Annotated in this window: 12 protein-coding genes; 6 read left to right on the top strand and 6 right to left on the bottom strand. The window is 68.5% G+C overall.

The annotated features are described in order from the left end of the window. Positions 1 to 96 precede the first annotated feature (96 nt). On the bottom strand, positions 97 to 999 hold the full coding sequence (blaL2, locus tag AC3ITM_RS14635) for a L2 family extended-spectrum class A beta-lactamase (RefSeq protein ID WP_489265995.1): 903 nt from the start codon (positions 997 to 999) through the stop codon (positions 97 to 99). Between the two features lie 207 nt (positions 1,000 to 1,206). Here blaL2 and AC3ITM_RS14640 point away from each other — a divergent pair, with 207 nt between their 5' ends. After that, positions 1,207 to 2,067, top strand: coding sequence for a LysR family transcriptional regulator (locus AC3ITM_RS14640; protein ID WP_489265996.1), 861 nt, complete (start codon positions 1,207 to 1,209; stop codon positions 2,065 to 2,067). Between the two features lie 112 nt (positions 2,068 to 2,179). Here AC3ITM_RS14640 and AC3ITM_RS14645 read toward each other — a convergent pair whose 3' ends face one another. Continuing rightward, a complete protein-coding gene (locus AC3ITM_RS14645; protein WP_489265998.1) occupies positions 2,180 to 4,036 on the bottom strand; it encodes an ABC-F family ATP-binding cassette domain-containing protein in 1,857 nt (618 codons plus the stop codon). A gap of 344 nt (positions 4,037 to 4,380) precedes the next feature. Between AC3ITM_RS14645 and AC3ITM_RS14650 the strand changes: the two genes are divergently transcribed. The 3 genes from AC3ITM_RS14650 (at position 4,381) to ybaL (ending at position 9,216) form a co-directional block, all read left to right on the top strand. After that, the gene (locus AC3ITM_RS14650) at positions 4,381 to 6,774 is read left to right on the top strand and encodes a TonB-dependent receptor plug domain-containing protein (RefSeq protein ID WP_489266000.1); all 2,394 of its coding nucleotides are present in this window, start codon (positions 4,381 to 4,383) and stop codon (positions 6,772 to 6,774) included. Positions 6,775 to 6,936: 162 nt separating this feature from the next. Then, positions 6,937 to 7,416 carry a hypothetical protein gene (locus AC3ITM_RS14655; RefSeq protein ID WP_489266002.1) on the top strand — a complete coding sequence of 160 codons (480 nt, stop codon included), beginning with the start codon at positions 6,937 to 6,939 and terminating at the stop codon, positions 7,414 to 7,416. A gap of 99 nt (positions 7,417 to 7,515) precedes the next feature. Then, positions 7,516 to 9,216, top strand: a complete 1,701-nt coding sequence (ybaL, locus tag AC3ITM_RS14660; protein WP_489266004.1) for a YbaL family putative K(+) efflux transporter — start codon at positions 7,516 to 7,518, stop codon at positions 9,214 to 9,216. Positions 9,217 to 9,346: 130 nt separating this feature from the next. Here the strand turns inward: ybaL and AC3ITM_RS14665 are convergent, their stop codons facing one another. The 4 genes from AC3ITM_RS14665 to AC3ITM_RS14680 form a co-directional block, all read right to left on the bottom strand. Then, positions 9,347 to 10,228, bottom strand: a complete 882-nt coding sequence (locus AC3ITM_RS14665; RefSeq protein ID WP_489266006.1) for an AraC family transcriptional regulator — start codon at positions 10,226 to 10,228, stop codon at positions 9,347 to 9,349. 121 nt (positions 10,229 to 10,349) lie between these two features. After that, a complete protein-coding gene (locus AC3ITM_RS14670; RefSeq protein WP_489266008.1) occupies positions 10,350 to 11,408 on the bottom strand; it encodes a helix-turn-helix domain-containing protein in 1,059 nt (352 codons plus the stop codon). After that, a complete protein-coding gene (locus tag AC3ITM_RS14675) occupies positions 11,408 to 13,063 on the bottom strand; it encodes a tannase/feruloyl esterase family alpha/beta hydrolase (RefSeq protein WP_489266010.1) in 1,656 nt (551 codons plus the stop codon). Before AC3ITM_RS14675 ends, AC3ITM_RS14670 begins: the two co-directional genes overlap by 1 nt. A gap of 160 nt (positions 13,064 to 13,223) precedes the next feature. Then, entirely contained in the window at positions 13,224 to 14,546 is a 1,323-nt protein-coding gene (locus tag AC3ITM_RS14680) for an O-acetylhomoserine aminocarboxypropyltransferase/cysteine synthase family protein (protein ID WP_489266012.1), read from the bottom strand. 225 nt (positions 14,547 to 14,771) lie between these two features. Here AC3ITM_RS14680 and AC3ITM_RS14685 point away from each other — a divergent pair, with 225 nt between their 5' ends. Both AC3ITM_RS14685 and AC3ITM_RS14690 read left to right on the top strand, forming a co-directional pair. Further along, entirely contained in the window at positions 14,772 to 15,500 is a 729-nt protein-coding gene (locus tag AC3ITM_RS14685; RefSeq protein ID WP_489266013.1) for a winged helix-turn-helix domain-containing protein, read from the top strand. Positions 15,501 to 15,503: 3 nt separating this feature from the next. Next, positions 15,504 to 16,790: an ATP-binding protein gene (locus AC3ITM_RS14690; protein WP_489266015.1), complete on the top strand. Its 1,287-nt coding sequence runs from the start codon at positions 15,504 to 15,506 to the stop codon at positions 16,788 to 16,790. Positions 16,791 to 16,845 lie beyond the last annotated feature (55 nt).

Here is a 16,845-nt window from a genome sequence, read left to right on the forward strand (position 1 = left end):
CCGCTGGCCGGCTCCAGGCAATGCCAGGTTCATGAGGAGCCGGCCAGCGGCCGGCACTACCACGTCCAACGCCCGGTGCCTGCCGCGCTGCATGGCCTACCGGGCCGACTGCATGATGCCTTCGGCGATCACCGCCACCTGGCGCAGCACATCGTTGCGGCCGGCATCGTCGACCGTCGCGCCCTGCAGGTAGCTGGTCAGCACCCAGGGCGCACCACCGGCCAGCGGCCACAGGATGGCGATGTCGTTGGTGGTGTCCTTGCCGTTGCTGCCGGTCTTGTCGCCCACCCGCCACGCCTGGGACAGCCCGGCACGCAGGCGCGCATCGCCGGTTTCGTTGTCGATCAGCCAATCGGCCAGTTGCTGCCGCGACGCCGGCGCGAGCACATCGCCGAGCACGAAGCGTTGCAGGCTGGCAGCCATCGCCGCCGGGCTGGTGGTGTCGCGCGGGTCGCCGGGCGCGAACCGGTTCATCTCCGGCTCGATGCGATCGTTGCGGGTCACCGCATCGCCATTGGCGCGCAGGAAGGCGGTCACACCGGCCGGGCCACCGACCACTCCCAGCAGCAGATTGGCGGCCGGGTTGTCGCTGGTGATCATGGTCGCCCGGCACAGGTCGCGCACGGTGAGGTCCTTGCCGACATGACGGCTGCTGACCGGTGCGTGGGCGATGATGTCCTGCGCGCGCACGGCGATGCGCTGATCGAGCGCGAGCGTGCCCTGCTCCACCCGGCGCAGCACCGACGCGCACAGTACGAACTTGAAGGTGCTGCACATCGGGAACCGCTCGTCCTGGCGGTGGCCGATCCGCGCTCCGCTGCCGGTATCCAGCAGGGTCACCCCCAGCCGGCCGCCACTGGCCGCCTCAAGGGCGGCAAAGTCGCCGGCGGCCGGGCGCGTGGCAGTTGCCACGGCCGGGGGCTTGGCGAACGCGGTGGCGGCCAGCGCCGAGGCGGCGGCGGCACCGGTCCATTGCAGGAATTGACGTCGAGCGAGCATGCGGATCCTCCGTGGTGAGGCCCGAGTATTGCCAGCGCACCGGCCGGCCACCAGCAACCATTTTCAGCGGGAGCCATTAGCCTGGCTAATGTGCGCCGTCCACGCCATTCACTGATGCCTTTGAAACATCGGGCGCAGACGGCCATTCAGCGCCCAGGCCCGCGCGACAATGCGATGATCCCATCATTACAGCTCACGGCTCCCCGCATGCTCCGCCCCCAGCTGCCACTCCATGCCCTGCGCGCCTTCGAGGCCGCCGCCCGCCACCAGAACTTTACCCGTGCCGCGCTGGAGCTGTGCGTCAGCCAGGCCGCACTCAGCCACCAGATCCGGGCACTGGAGGACCGGCTGGGGGTAGCGCTGTTCAACCGGCTGCCACGCGGGGTGGCGCTGACCGATGAAGGCGCGCGCCTGTACCCGGTACTCAACGAGGCCTTCGATCGCATCGCAGTGAGCCTGGACCGCTTCGTCGGCGGCCATTTCCGCGACGTGCTCAGCATCGGCGTGGTCGGCACCTTCGCCACCGGCTGGCTGCTGCCGCGGCTGGCGGACTTTTCGGCACGGCATGCCGACATCGAACTGCGCCTGCAGACCCACAACAACCGCATCGACCTGGCCGGCGAAGGCCTGGACCTGGCGATCCGCTTCGGCGACGGCGACTGGCAGGGCCAGCACTGCACCGCGGTGCTGGACGCACCCTTTGCGCCGTTGTGCGCGCCAGCGCTGGCGCGCGGCCTGCACCACCCCCGCGACCTGGCCAACACGCCGCTGCTGCGGTCCTACCGCAGCGATGAATGGCCGCGCTGGCTGCAGGCGGCCGGCGCCCCGGAACTGGACGCGCGCGGTCCGGTATTCGACTCCTCGCTGACCCTGGCCAGTGCCGCGGCGGCGGGCGCCGGAGTTGCACTGCTGCCATTGAAGATGTTCGAGCAGGACCTGGCGCAGGGCCGCCTGATCCAGCCGTTTGCGCAGACGCTGGACCTGGGCCGGTACTGGCTGACCCGGCTGCGCTCGCGTACCGAGAGCGACGCGGCGCGCAGGTTCCGGGAGTGGTTGCAAACCCGGTGATCCACGCCGTGCGGGGATGCTCTCCGTTCCGGCGTTGCGCTATCCACGCATGGCGTGGATCTACGCGGATGTGGTGCGGCACGCATGCGTGCGGCACCACACCTGCCGGCGATCAGGCCTCCAGCAACTCCATCCACGCCTGCTCGGCCTTGCCGAGCAGGCTGGCGGTGGCTTCGCGGTCGCGGCCGAGCACGGCCATGCGGGTCGCATCGGCGTAGTTGGACGGATCGGCCAGCTGGCGATCCAGATCGGCCAGCAGCGCCTCCAGTTCGCCCACCTTGGCTTCGGCGGCGGCCAGCTTGTGGGGATTGACCGGCTTCTTCGGCGGCAGCGGCGGGGTCGGCGGCAGCGGTTCGGGCGCAGCGGCGGCCATCTTCTGCTTGGTCCCCTGCGCGGCCGGGCGCGAACGCAACCAGGCCGCATAGGCGTCCAGGTCGCCATCGAACGGCTCGACCACGCCGTCGGCTACGCGCCAGAACGTATCGCAGACCAGTCCGATCAGGTGGCGGTCATGGGACACCATCACGATCGCGCCCTCGAAGTCGGCCAAGGCCTCGGCCAGCGCCTCGCGCATCTCCAGGTCCAGATGGTTGGTCGGTTCGTCCAGCAGCAGCACGTTCGGCTGCTGGTAGGCGATCAGCGCCAGCGCCAGGCGCGCGCGCTCACCACCGGAGAAACCGTCCACCGGCTCGAAGGCACGGTCGCCGGCGAAGTTCCACTTGCCGAGGAAATCGCGGAACGCCTGGTTCGGTGCGTCCGGGGCCAGGTCGCGGAAATGCTCCATCGGCGACTGCCCTTCGTGCAGCGATTCCACCGTGTGCTGGGCGAAGTAACCGATGCGCAGGTCCGGGTGCGCGGCACGTTCGCCGCTGATCGGGTCCAGTTCGCCCACCAGGGTCTTGACCAGGGTGGTCTTGCCCGCGCCGTTCGGGCCGAGCAGGCCGATCCGCTGGCCGGCTTCCAGGCCGAAGCCCACGTTGTGCAGGATCACCGCATCGGCACCGTAACCGGCATCGACGCCATTGAGGCGGATCAGCGAGAACGGCAGCTTGGCCGGCGGCGAGAACTCGATGCGGAATTCGCGCTCGGCGCGCACCGCCTCGGTGCCGGCCAGCTTGGCCAGCCGCTTCATCCGGCTCTGCGCCTGCGCGGCCTTGCTGGCCTGGGCCTTGAAGCGGTCGATGAAGCTCTGCAGGTGGGCCCGCTCGGCCTGTTCCTTGTCGTGGGCCAACTGCTGCTGGCGCAGCTGTTCGGCGCGCTGGCGCTCGAAATCGGTATAGCCACCCGGGTACAGCTTGGCGCCACCGCCGTGCAGGTGCAGGGTATGGGTGGCCACGTTGTCCAGGAACTCGCGGTCATGGGAGATCAGCAGCAGCGTGCCCGGGTACTTGAGCAGCCACTGCTCCAGCCAGAACACCGCGTCCAGATCCAGATGGTTGGTCGGTTCGTCCAGCAGCAGCAGGTCGCTGGGCATCATCAGCGCGCGCGCCAGGTTCAGGCGCACCCGCCAGCCGCCGGAGAACGAGGACACCGCCCGCGAATGGGTCTCGGCCGGGAAGCCCAGGCCGTGCAGCAGCTTGCCGGCACGCGCCTCGGCATCGTAGGCGCCGATCTCGGCCATCTTCTGGTGCGCGCTGGCCACCGCCTCCCAGTCTTCACGCGCGGCGGCCTCGGCCTCCTCGCGCATGACCGCGGCCACCTCGGTGTCGCCCTCCAGCACGAACTGCAGCGCCGGATCGGGCAGCGACGGGGTTTCCTGGGCCACGCTGGCGATACGGACCCTGCCGGGCAGGTCGAGATCGCCCTTGTCCGCCTCCAGTTCCCCCTTCACGGCGGCAAACAGGCTGGACTTGCCGGCACCGTTGCGGCCGACCACGCCGACGCGGTACCCCGCGTGCAGAGTCAGGTCGACGTTGGACAACAGCAGCCGCTCGCCACGGCGCAAGGCGAAGTTACGAAGGGAAATCATCTTGGGGGTCCATATAACGGAATGGAATGTGCTGGTGAGCACCTTTCCTGCGACGCAATTCTAGCGTTAACGAATACTTGACGGGCCCCGGGATGCGCGGCGGGCCGCGTTCCTCTCTCCCACGCCCCCGCCTGCGCCTCCCCGGGACCCTCGTCTGGCCCCTTCCGCTTTACGTAAATGGTTGCTGCTGCAACGTTTTTTACGGATGTGGCGAATATTTGACAAGTGATGAATATCCCGTTAATTCGTTATTGCGCACCGCAACACCCCGCCTTCGCCGACCTGCCTGCCGCTGTCGTGATGTCGTTCCGGTGCCGCGCCATTCCTACCGGAGCCACATCCTGATGAACCGCAAGACCAGTACGCTCGCCGCCGCCGTAGCGGTCGCCCTCGGTATCTCCAGCCTGTCCGCCTCCGCCCAGGACGCCCCGGCGCGTACCGCCGCCAACACACTGGACACGGTCATCGTCACCGGCACCCGGGTCGCCGACCGTACCGTGGCCGAGTCGCAGTCGCCGATCGACATCATCACCCCCGAGGTGCTGCAGTCCACCGGCACCACCGAGCTGGCCACCGCCCTGGCGCGCGCCCTGCCCTCGCTGAACTTCCCGCGCCCGGCCCTGACCGACGGCACCAGCGGCATCCGCCCGGCGCAGCTGCGCGGGCTGTCGCCGGACCAGGTGCTGGTACTGGTGAACGGCAAGCGCCGCCACACCTCGGCGCAGATCAACGTCAACGGCAGCATCGGCCGCGGCTCTTCGGCGGTGGACATCAACGCGATCCCGATCGCGGCCATCGAGCGGGTGGAAGTGCTGCGCGACGGCGCCTCGGCCCAGTACGGCTCGGACGCCATCGCCGGGGTGGTCAACATCGTGCTCAAGGGCTCGGCCGCCGGCGGCAGCCTGGCCCTGGACGCGGGCCAGTACTCGGCCGGCGACGGCAACAAGTACCAGCTCTCCGGCGATGCCGGGATCGGCTTCGCCGACGGCCGCGGCAGCGTGCACGTGGCCGGGCAGATCAGCCAGCAGGACGAGAGCAATCGCGCCGGCCCCTACCAGGGCACCACGCCGAACACCGGCAACTTCCCCGACATCGGCCAGACCACCTTCGTCGTCGGCGACCCGCAGGTGGATGCCACCGCCGCCTCGGTCAACGCCAGTTTCCAGTTCAGCGACCATGTCTCGGCCTATGCCACCGCGATGGCCAGCAACCGCGACATCACCTCCTTCGCCTTCTACCGCTCGCGCACCAACAGCGGCCAGGGCGCGCTGCTGGCGCAGACCTACCCCGACGGCTTCGTGCCGCAGATCCACCAGTACTCCAAGGACCGTTCGCTGGTGGCCGGGGTCAAGGGCGACACCGACAGCGGCTGGACCTGGGATGTCAGCGCCAACCATGGCGAAAACACCATCGACTTCCACACCCGCAACAGCATCAACTACAGCCTCGGCCTGCCCAGCCCGCGCGCCTTCTACGACGGCACGCTCAAGTACCGGCAGGACATCGTCAACGCCGACCTGACCAAGACCCTGGACTGGGGCCTGGCCTATCCGGTCACGCTGTCCTTCGGTGGCGAGTACCGCAAGGAAAAGTGGGAACAGTCGGCCGGCGAGCCCGCTTCCTACTTCGGCAGCGGCGCGCAGGGCTTCGGCGGCTTCACCCCGCTCAATGCGGTGGACGCCGACCGCGACAACTACGCCGTCTACGCCGGGCTGGAAGCGGACCTCACCGACAAGTTCTCCGCCGGCGTGACCGGCCGCTACGAGGACTACTCGGACTTCGGCGACAAGTTCTCCGGCAAGCTGTCGGCGCGTTATGCGTTCACCGACAAGATCGCGCTGCGCGCCACCGCCTCCTCCGGCTTCCGCGCGCCGTCGCTGGCCCAGCAGAGCTACCAGGCGGTGACCAGCACGATCGTCAACGGAACCTTCGTCGAACGCGGCACCTTCCCCACCACCAGCGCGGCCGCGCAGGCCCTGGGCGCCAGCCCGCTGAAGGCCGAAAGCTCCACCTCCTACAGCGTGGGCCTGGTGCTGCAGCCGGTGGACCGGCTGTACCTGACCGTGGATGCGTACCAGATCGACATCGACGACCGCATCGTGCTGTCCACCAACATCACCACCAATGCGGCGGCCAATTCGCTGCTGGGCGGGCTGGGGCTGCCGGGCGTCACCGCGTTCTCCTACTTCACCAACGGCGTGGATACCCGCACCCGCGGCGTGGATGCGGTCTCCAGCTACACGATTCCCTTCGCTGCCAGCTCGCTGGAACTGACCGCCGCCTACAGCTACAACGACACCGAGGTGAAGAAGTTCATCGCCACCCCGCCGGTGTTCGGCACGCTGGGCATCACCCAGTCGCTGATCGGCCGCGATGAAATCGGCCGCATCGAGGACAGCTACCCGCACAACAAGACCATCCTAAGCGGCACCTGGCGCAGCGACCACTGGAACCTGAACCTGGCCGCCACCCGCTATGGCAGCTTCACCGTGCGCAACTCGGCCACCGCGCTGCGCGACCAGACCTATGACGCTTCGTGGGTGCTGGACGCCTCGGTCAGCTACAAGCCCAGCGACAACTGGACCTTGACCCTGGGCGCGGACAACCTGCTGGATGAGTACCCCGACCGCACCGTGGACCTGCAGAACTCCACCTGGGGCATGCTGCCGTACAGCAACTACTCGCCGTACGGCTTCAATGGCGCTTACGTATACGGGCGCATCGGCTACAAGTGGTAAGCCGGTAGGTCCGAGCCACGCTCGGACACACCCAGGTGCCGGAACGGAGCAGGTCCGACGATGCGTCGGACCTGGCCCCTCCAAGGTAGTGCCGGCCAACGGCCGGCACTACTGTGCTCCCCAACACGTATTTCACACGCGGCGCCATGCCAGAATCCAGGCATGAATCGCCAAGACCTCCCACTGAACCTCTCCAGCAGCGCACGCCGCGTGGTGCGCCGTGCCATCGCGTGGGCGGCGCTGGCGGCGGTCCCGCTTTCCGGATGTGCAGGAGATCACGTGAAACCGAGCTATTCCAAGTCAAGCGTCGAGCCGGTCGTGGTGACCAAGGTGTCCGACTCCACCCTCCAGGTGCAGTTCGAAGAACCTGCCGAAAGCATGTACTACGCAGCGGGAATCAGCTACGTCGTCGAGGCGGACACCATGAAGATCGTCATCGACCGGTGTCCGATTTCTGGTGACTGCGCAACCATGCTGCGCCGTCACATCGTGCCTGGCCCACCCAAACCTGCGGTGCAGGAAATCCCCCTGCTGGCGCCTATCGTTGTAATGTTCTTCGCCGACGGCGAAGAACAGGTCTTTCCTTTAACCACCGCTCCAGCGAACGGCCCGACCGGCGCTCGCCTGAAGCAGGCCGAGTAGGCCAGGAACGAGACCACCTGCACGGGCAAACCACGCCACGGTTTGCCGTATCCAGCCGCATCGGTGAAAATCGGGGCATCCCCCACATTGCGAGCCCCGATGCACCATGACTCCGACCTGATCAACATCGTGGCCGTTGGCCTTGGGCTCGCCTTCATCCTTGGCGCGCTGGCCAACAAGCTGCGATTGTCCCCGCTGGTCGGTTATCTGGTTGCTGGCATCTGCGTAGGCCCGTTCACCCCCGGCTTCGTCGCCGACCAGGCGCTGGCCAACCAGCTGGCCGAAATCGGCGTGATGCTGCTGATGTTCGGGGTCGGCCTGCATTTCTCGCTGAAGGACCTGATCGCGGTCAAGGCGATCGCCATTCCCGGTGCGATCGGCCAGATCCTGGTGGCCACCCTGCTCGGCTGGGGCCTGGCCACCTGGATGGGCTGGCCGGTGATCCACGGGGTGGTGTTCGGCTTCGCCCTGGCCACTGCCAGTACCGTGGTGCTGCTGCGCGCGATGGAAGAACGCCGGTTGCTGGAAACCCAGCGCGGCAAGATCGCGGTGGGCTGGCTGATCGTCGAGGACCTGGCCTGCGTGCTGGCCCTGGTGATGATGCCGGTGCTGGCCGGAGTGTTCGGGCCGGCGTCGGCCGAGGAAACCCATACCGTCGGCAGCGTGCTGGCCAGCATCGGCTGGACCTTCGTGCAGCTGGGCCTGTTCGTGGCGGTGATGCTGGTGGTCGGGCGGCGGTTGATCCCGTGGATCCTCGAACGCATCGCCAGCACCGGTTCGCGCGAACTGTTCACCCTGGCGGTGCTGGCGATCGCACTGGGCGTGGCGTTCGGCTCGGCCATGTTGTTCGGGGTGTCATTCGCGCTGGGCGCGTTCTTTGCCGGCATGCTGCTCAACGAATCCGAACTCAGCCACAAGGCCGCCAACGATTCGCTGCCGCTGCGCGATGCGTTCGCGGTGCTGTTCTTCGTCTCGGTGGGCATGCTGTTCGACCCCAGCATCCTGCTCGAACATCCCTGGCAGGTACTGGCCACCGCGGCGATCATCATGTTCGGCAAGTCCGCAGCCGCGTTCGTGATCGTGCGTGCGTTCGGCCACCCCACCGGCACCGCGCTGACCATTTCGGCCAGCCTGGCCCAGATCGGCGAGTTCGCCTTCATCATCGCCGGCCTCGGGGTCACCCTGAAGATCCTGCCGCCCACCGGCCAGGCGCTGGTGCTGGCCGGCGCGCTGATCTCGATCATGCTCAACCCGCTGGTATTCGGCCTGCTCGACCGCTGGCTGGCCAGGCACCAGGAAACCACTCCGACCGTGGTGGAAACCGACCTGCCGCCGGGCCCGTCCCTGGACCTGCACGACCACGCCATCGTGATCGGCTACGGGCGGGTCGGCAGCGCGCTGGCGCAGGTGCTGCGCGATCGCGGCGTGCCGGTGCTGGTGATCGACGACAACAAGGAACACGTGGCCGCCGCGCATGCCGCCGGCCTGCCCGGCATCCGCGGCAGCGCGGCGGCGGACAAGGTGCTGGCCGAGGCCCATCCCGAGCGCGCCAAGATCGCGGTGCTGGCCATTCCGCAACCGCTGGAAGCCGGTGAAACCCTGGCCAAGCTGCGCGCGCTCAACCCGGGCCTGACTCTGCTGGCGCGCGCGCACAGCGATGCCGAGGTCAAGCACCTGCTCGAACACGGCGCCGACGGCACGGTGATGGCCGAGCGCGAACTGGCCTATTCGCTGGCCGAGATGGTGATGGCCACACCGCCCTACCGCAGCATGGGCAAGCACAGCATCCCGGTGGTGTAAGCGGCCGCGCACGCGCTTGCGGGTGGGCCGCATCCACGCATGGCGTGGATCTACCCATGCGCGCACGATGCAATACCCGTTTGATACGCCGATACGGCCGTAGATCCACGCCATGCGTGGATGCGCGATCTCACCGCAACGGCACGCAGATGTCCGCGCGCAGCATCGCCTCGGGCACGTCTTCGGGATCGTCCAGGTAGTGGTAGTACAGCGGCGCATCGCGCAATGCGCGCCCGCTGTCAGGCAGCCACTGGCGCAGCAGTGCGTCGGTGGCCGCTTCCAATCCGGCGTAGCTGCCTACATGGCGCAGCACGGCATACTCGCCACCGCCCAGGGTCAGCGCACGCAATGGCGCCGGGACGCCGGCCAACACGCGCCCAAAGCCCATCCCGCACTCGAACTCGCATGCATCGGCCGCTACATCGCGGTGGTCGTTGAGCGCGATCCCGACCAGCTGCTGCAGGTGCCCGGCCAGCCCATGTTCGGCCGCCCAGGCGAACACCTGGCCGAACGCCTGGTCGAGGTCATCGAAGGCGCCGCGCTTGCGCAGCACCACCACGTCGAACGGCTCCAGCGTGGTCACCCGTACCTGCAGCGGCACGTCCATGGCGTCGGCATCGCCGGCCGGCAGCGACAACCGCTGTTGCCAGTGCGTGCGCAGCTGCACATCCGCGCGCAGTGCACTGGGGGTGGCATCGAGCGCCTGCCGGCAGGCGCGCGCAAGGCCCTGCGGGCTCTCATAGCCCACGGTCAGCGCCACCTCGGTGACCCGGCTGTCAGCCTGGCCCAGCAGCTGCAGGGCATGCAGCAGGCGCAGCCGTGCCACGGTGCGGCCGGGGGCTTCACCGGTCAGCGCGCGGTACAGCCGATGGAAGTGGAACGGCGACTGGTGCGCCACTGCCGCCAACGCGTCCAGGTCGGGCAGCGGCTGGCCGGCGCGCAGGCACTGCTGCAGGTGGGCGATGACCCGGTCGATACCGTGGCGCTGGCGTAGCTGGGCGATGCGGCGCATGACAGGCTCCATGTCGGGGTGGGGGCCAGCATGCGCCGGGCGCCGACCCAGCGCGTGGCCGATCTTGCGCCATTGGCCGGCAGTGGTCGATCCTCGCACGGGCCGCCGGCAGCGCCCGGTTTCACCGCCCAGGCAGGCAGCGGCTTGGCGGCATGCCATAGCGGCGCTTGAAGGCAGTGGCGAAATTACACACGTGGGTGTAACCCACTGCCGCGGCCACCTCGGCGATCGAACGCTGCTGATCTGCAAGCAGTTCATAGGCCGCGCGCATGCGCTGTTCCATGACATAGCCCGATACCGAGACCCCGAACAGCTGCCTGAAGCCGACCGCCAGCTTGGTGCGGTTGATGCCGAACTGCCGGGTCAGTTGTTGCACCGAGGGCAACTGCTGCAGATTGGCATCCAGGCTGGCGCGCACCAGCTGCAGGGTGGCCCGCTCGCGCGCCGACAGCCTACTGGCCACCGTGCCGCGCCCGGCCAGCGCCGACAGGGCCAGGCACAGCAGCTGCTCGACAGTGGCGCAGACGAAGGCACGGCGGAAGTCGCCTTCCATTTTCATGTTCAGCAGGCTGCCGGCCGCCGCCGCCATCAGTGGCGACAATGGCACGTCGAAGTCACGCATCTGCGTCTCGCGGTTCTCCAGCCAGGGCCCCAGTGTTTTCCCGCACTGCCGCGCCAGGTCCGGGTAACGCTGCAGCAGTACACGCGCGTGGAAGGCGATGCTGACCCCGCGGCGGCGGATGCCCGGCTGGGTGCGCCACAGATAGATCGCGCCCGGTGGCGCCACGGTCAGCGCGCACGACGGTCCATCGCGGCGCGCCGCGCCCAGTCCTTCCACCTCCAGGCGGCCATCGCCTTGCAGCCCGATGTACAGGTAGCCGTACTGATCGGGCACCGTCTCGGCCCAGGTAGCGGTCAGCGTGGCGGCATCGCCGCGCCAGTCGGTCATGATCGCGTGCAGCCCGTCACCGGCGTCGGCGATCTCGGTGAACCCGTCGCCGTCGGCATCGTGCAGGGTCGGCGCGCTCAACCGCAACCCTGACCGGTTGGCGTAGGGCTGCCACGGCAAGGTGCGGAACCCGGCCAGCCGCGGCTGCAGTTGGCAGTCCACCAAGCTGGCCAGGTCGCAGTTCACCCGGATGCCGGGACGGCGCCTGGCCGGTTGTCCGGAGGCCTTCATCAACGGTCCCGCGCCGAACCGGCATCGGCGTCATCCGGCGCGACCGGGCCGAAGCTGTCGGCCGCATCCGGATCACCGTGGCCAAGGTAATGGGCGCGCAGCGGGTAGGGGTAGACCGGGCGGGTGAACTGCACCGGGATGGCCGGGTCCAGCGGGAAGGTGAGCTGTCGCATCCGCTCCGGGGTGAGGTCGGCGATATGCGCACCGATCATTTTCTGAGGCGCCTGGCCCTGCTCCACCCACGCCTCCAGATAGGCCAGGTAGTCGATCGCATACGCGCCGGGCCCGCCGAAACAGTGGTTCATGCCCGGCACCGCGAAGAACCGGAAGAAGGACCGGGTGGCCTCGGGCCCACCCATGGTCCGCTGCACCGTCTGGTAGTAGTCGATGGCATCGGCCGGAATATCCGACTCGTCCTGCAGGCCCTGGTACATGATCATCTTGCCGCCGGCGGCCTTGAACCGGCGCAGGTCCGGATTGTCGGCCGCGCCGAACAGCGACTCGGCCAGGCGCAGCCGCTTGTAGTCGCGGTCGAAATCGAAATCGGCCACCTGCCACCCCGCCCCCGGCGCCGGCATGAAGCCGGCGTGGGCGAAGTACTCGCGCGACCAGGGCGCGATGTTGCCGGCCGCATCGACATATGCGGTAGCGCCGCCGCTGCGGATCCAGTTCAGTTCCGAGCCGCGCAACGGCCCGCCGGTGTAGATCCGCTCGCCACTGGAGGTGGTCGGCCCGGCGTACACCTGCCCGACGGCCGCCACCTGCACCGCGCTCAGGCACGCCGAGGCCTGCCCCGGCCGGCACTGCAGGTCGGCCGGGTCGGCCCGGCAATGGGTCGGGTTGCCGATGATGCCGTCCTTGATCCCATCGTCCATATCGCACTGGGCAACGGCATGGGCGTGCACCCGCTGCAGGTCGGCCTCGCTGACCTTGCCGGCCAGCGCGCGGCCGGCCCACAGGTAGTTGAGCATCGGGCCGGAGAACGTCGGCGACGGCGCCCCGACCAGGATGCCGTCGAAATCCCACGGAAACCGCTGCGCCTGGGACAGGGCCTGCTGGCCGCCGGACGAGCAGCCGGCGAAATAGGAATGGCGCGGTGGGCGGCGGTAGTAGTGGGCGACGATCGCCTTGCCGGCCAGCGCCGCCACGTGCGGGGCGCGCACCCCGAAATCGAACTGCGCCTGCAGGTTGTCCTGCGCCCAGCGCGCCTCCATCGGGCTGGCCACATGCCCGCCGTCGAAGACCAGATGCGCATAACCGCGCCGCAGCGGGCCGAGGAAACCATACGGGCCGGCCTTCACTTCAAGGTTGTACCCCCCACAGAAGCCACCACAACCTTCCTGGAAGAACTTGCCGTTCCAGTGGTCGGCCGGCAGGCGCAGCACGAAGCCTACCGACGGTGCGACCTGCCCGATGACCTCGCAGTAACCGGGCGTATCGGCCTGCGCGGCGATCAACCGGGCCTGGCTGAGCCGGGTGGGCGCATCCAGCACGCCGTTGAAATCGGCCTGCAGCAGCGCCGGGCAGGCCGCTGCCGGTGGCGCGGTGGGCGCCGGCAGCGGCGCGTCATGGGCCCGGCCCGGCGCGATCAGCGCGATGCCGGCCAACGCAGCGGCAAACGCCGGAAAGTACGGGATGCAACGGTTCGGGCCCATCTTCATTGCTGACCTTGCCCACGCCTGCTGGACGCACATCTATAGAGGCCGGCAGCGGGGTCGTCAACGCAGCGGGGCGCCAGCGCACAAACAAACTGCGGCGCGCAAAACTGCCGCCGCACAGCGCAAAGGTGGCAGCGGTGCGGCCATGCGCCGACCGCTAGACCTTGGCCAGCGCCTGCGCCAGGTCGGCCAGCAGGTCGTCGATATGCTCGATGCCCACCGACAGCCGCACCGTGTCTTCGCTGACCCCGGCCCGTTCCAGTTCGGCCGCATCCAGCTGGCGGTGCGTGGTCGAGGCCGGATGGGTGGCCAGCGATTTGGCATCGCCCAGGTTGACCAGCCGGGTGAACAACTGCAGCGCATCGAGGAAGCGCGCGCCGGCCGCGCGCCCGCCGGGCAGGCCGAAGGTCAGCACGCCCGAACCGTGGCCGCGCAGGTACTTGCGCGCCAGCGCGTGCTCGGGATGATCGGGCAGCGCGGCGTAGTTGACCCAGTCCACCGCGGGGTGGTCGCGCAGGTAGCCGGCCACCGCCAGCGTGTTGGCGTTGATCCGGTCCATGCGCAGCGCCAGGGTCTCGATGCCCTGCAGGATCAGGAAGGCATTGAACGGCGAGATCGCCGCGCCGGTATTGCGCAACGGCACCACCCGCGCCCGGCCGATGTACGCCGCCGGCCCCAGCGCCTCGGTGTAGACCACGCCGTGGTAGCTCACATCCGGCTCGTTCAAGCGGCGGAAACGCTGCTTGTGCTCGGCCCAGGGGAAGCGCCCGGAATCGACGATCGCCCCGCCCAGGCTGGTGCCGTGCCCGCCCAGGTACTTGGTCAGCGAATGCACCACGATGTCGGCGCCGAAGTCGAACGAACGCTGCAGATACGGCGTGGCCACGGTGTTGTCGACGATCACCGGCACGCCGTGCGCATGGGCGATCTTCGCCACCGCTTCAAGGTCGGTGATGTTGCCGCGCGGGTTGCCGATCGACTCGACAAACACCGCCTTGGTCCGCTCGTCGATCAGCGCGGCGAACGCCTGCGGGTCGCGGTAGTCGGCAAAGCGGGTGTGGATGCCGAACTGCGGCAGGGTGTGCGCGAACAGGTTGTAGGTGCCGCCATACAACGCGCTGGAGGACACGATGTTGTCGCCGGCTTCGGCGATGGTCTGGATCGCATAGGTGATCGCCGCCTGGCCCGAGGCCAGCGCCAGCGCCCCGACCCCGCCTTCCAGCGCGGCGATGCGTTGCTCCAGTACATCGGTGGTGGGGTTCATGATGCGGGTGTAGATATTGCCCGGCACCTTCAGGTCGAACAGGTCGGCGCCATGCTGGGTGTCATCGAAGGCATAGGCCACGGTCTGGTAGATCGGCACCGCCACCGCACGGGTGGTCGGATCGGGCCGGTAGCCGCCATGCACGGCGATGGTTTCGGCCTTCCATTGCGGGGCCTGCGGGGAATGCTGCTGCGGATTGCTGCCTTGCTCTGCCATTGCGCCTGCTCCGGTTGAGCAGCCGACCATACCGCAGTGGTGCGCGCCGGCTCATGCCGTTTGCGCATGGACTCAGGCCGCATGGTGATTTGCCCTGGCCGCGCACCGCACGCCCGCGCATGGTGACCGTTGCCCGGGGTTCAGCGATTCCGGCACGGCCCATTGCTAGTCTTCGCCGCCACAGGACGATATTCGCCTCCCACCACCGGCAAGGAACCCCGGACCATGTTCGCAGCCCAATGGATGCCCGGCAGCCTGCCCACCGCACTGCCGCAGGTGTTGCTGGTGGAAGACGACCGCCGCCTTGGCGAGCTGGTGCAGCACTACCTGGGCGAGCATGGCTTTGCGGTGCAGTCGGTACACCGCGGCGATCTGGCGGTGGAAGCCTGCCGCCAGCTGGCACCGCAGGTGGTGGTGCTGGACCTGATGCTGCCCGGCGTGGGCGGCATCGAGGTGTGCCGGCAGATCCGCGCGTTCTCCGAAGTGCCGATCCTGATCCTGACCGCCTGCGAAGACGATGTGGAACAGGTGCTGGGGCTGGAGTCCGGTGCCGACGACTACGTGCTCAAACCGATCGAACCGCGCCTGCTGCTGGCGCGCCTGCGCGCATTGCTGCGGCGCCAGCAACCGGCCGGCGGCAACCGCAGCAAGGCCAGCTTCGGCAGCCTGTGCATCGACCGCGCCGAGCGCGAAGTCAGCCACCAACAGCAGCGCATCGAACTGAGCACCACCGAGTTCGAGATCCTGTGGCTGCTGGCCAGCCAGCCCGGGCAGATCCTGTCGCGCGACCAGATCCTGCTGGCGGTGCGCGGGATCGGCTTTGACGGCCTGGACCGCAGCGTGGACGTATGCATCGGCAAGCTGCGCCGCAAGCTGGGCGACGACCCGCGCGAACCGCGCCGGATCAAAACCATCTGGGGCCGCGGCTACCAGTTCAACCCGGCCGGCTGGTAAACCATGACGCGCTTGTTCCTGCGCCTGTGGTTGGTCACCAGCGCCTGTTTCGTGCTGTCGGTACTGGGCTTGAACCTGATCCTGGACCAGATCTACTCGCCAAGGCTGGACCAGGTATTCGTGCAGCAGATACGCGGGCAGATATACGCACTGCGCGACGGCCTGGCCGGCCGCAGCATCCAACAGCAACGCCAGCAGCTCGCGCAGTGGCAGCCGCACTACGGCATCGGGCTGACCCTGCTGGATACCCCACCGGTGCTCGATGCCGCCGAACGTACCATGCTGCGTGCGCAGCACTTCGTGGTTCGCGACACCTTCCAGTGGGTGCTGCTGCCGATCGAGGCCGACGACGGCCGCTGGCTCAGCCTGCGCCTGCCGGGCGAAGTGTCGATGGCCATGCACATGACCGTACTTGCCTACCTGGGGGTGGTGGCGCTGCTGGGTGCCAGCATCTTCATCTGGGTACGCCTGCTGTGGCGCGACCTGGAAATCCTGCGCGGCCATGCCGACCGCATCGGCGCCGGCGACCTGCATGCGCGCGCGCAAGTGTCGCCCCGTTCGCAGATCCGGGTGATCGTGGAGCACTCCAACCGCATGGCCGCCCGGGTCGCCGACCTGGTGCAGGGCCAGCGCGATCTCACCCATGCGGTGTCGCACGAACTGCGCACGCCGGTGGCGCGGCTGGCCTTCGGCCTGGACCTGGTCGAGCAGGCCAGCGATGAGCGCCGCACGGCCCTGCTGCACGGCATGCGCAGCGACCTGGCCGAACTCAACCGCCTGGTCAGCGAACTGCTGGCCTACGAGCGGCTGGAGCACCGCGGCGTGGACTGCCACTGGCCCAGGGTCGATGCCCTGCCCTGGCTGCAGCAGAGCCTGGCCGACCCGTTGCGCCAGGCGGCCGCCACCGGCATCGGGCTGGCCCTGCGCCGCTGCGAGCCGGCCTGCCTGCACATCGACGCCCGGCTGATGCAGCTGGCCTTGAGCAACCTGGTCTGCAATGCGTTGCGGCATGCGCGCAGCCAGGTGCAGGTCAGCCTGCTGCAGATCGACGCTACCTGTTGCCTGCGCGTGGACGACGACGGCGAAGGCATCGCCGAAGCCGACCGGGTGCGCGTGCTGCAACCGTTCACCCGCCTGGACGACAGCCGCAGCCGCGATACCGGTGGCTTCGGCCTGGGCCTGGCCATCGTGCGCCGCATCGCCGAACGCCACGGTGGCCAGGCGCTGGTATCGCGTGCGTCGCTGGGTGGGGCACGGCTGGAAATCCGCTGGCCGCGCGCGCCGGCCTGAACCGCGGCCATCCCCGGTTACATCTGTTTACAACTCTCCAACAAATACCGAAAGA

It is taken from the genome of Stenotrophomonas sp. KH_029 (assembly GCF_057839765.1).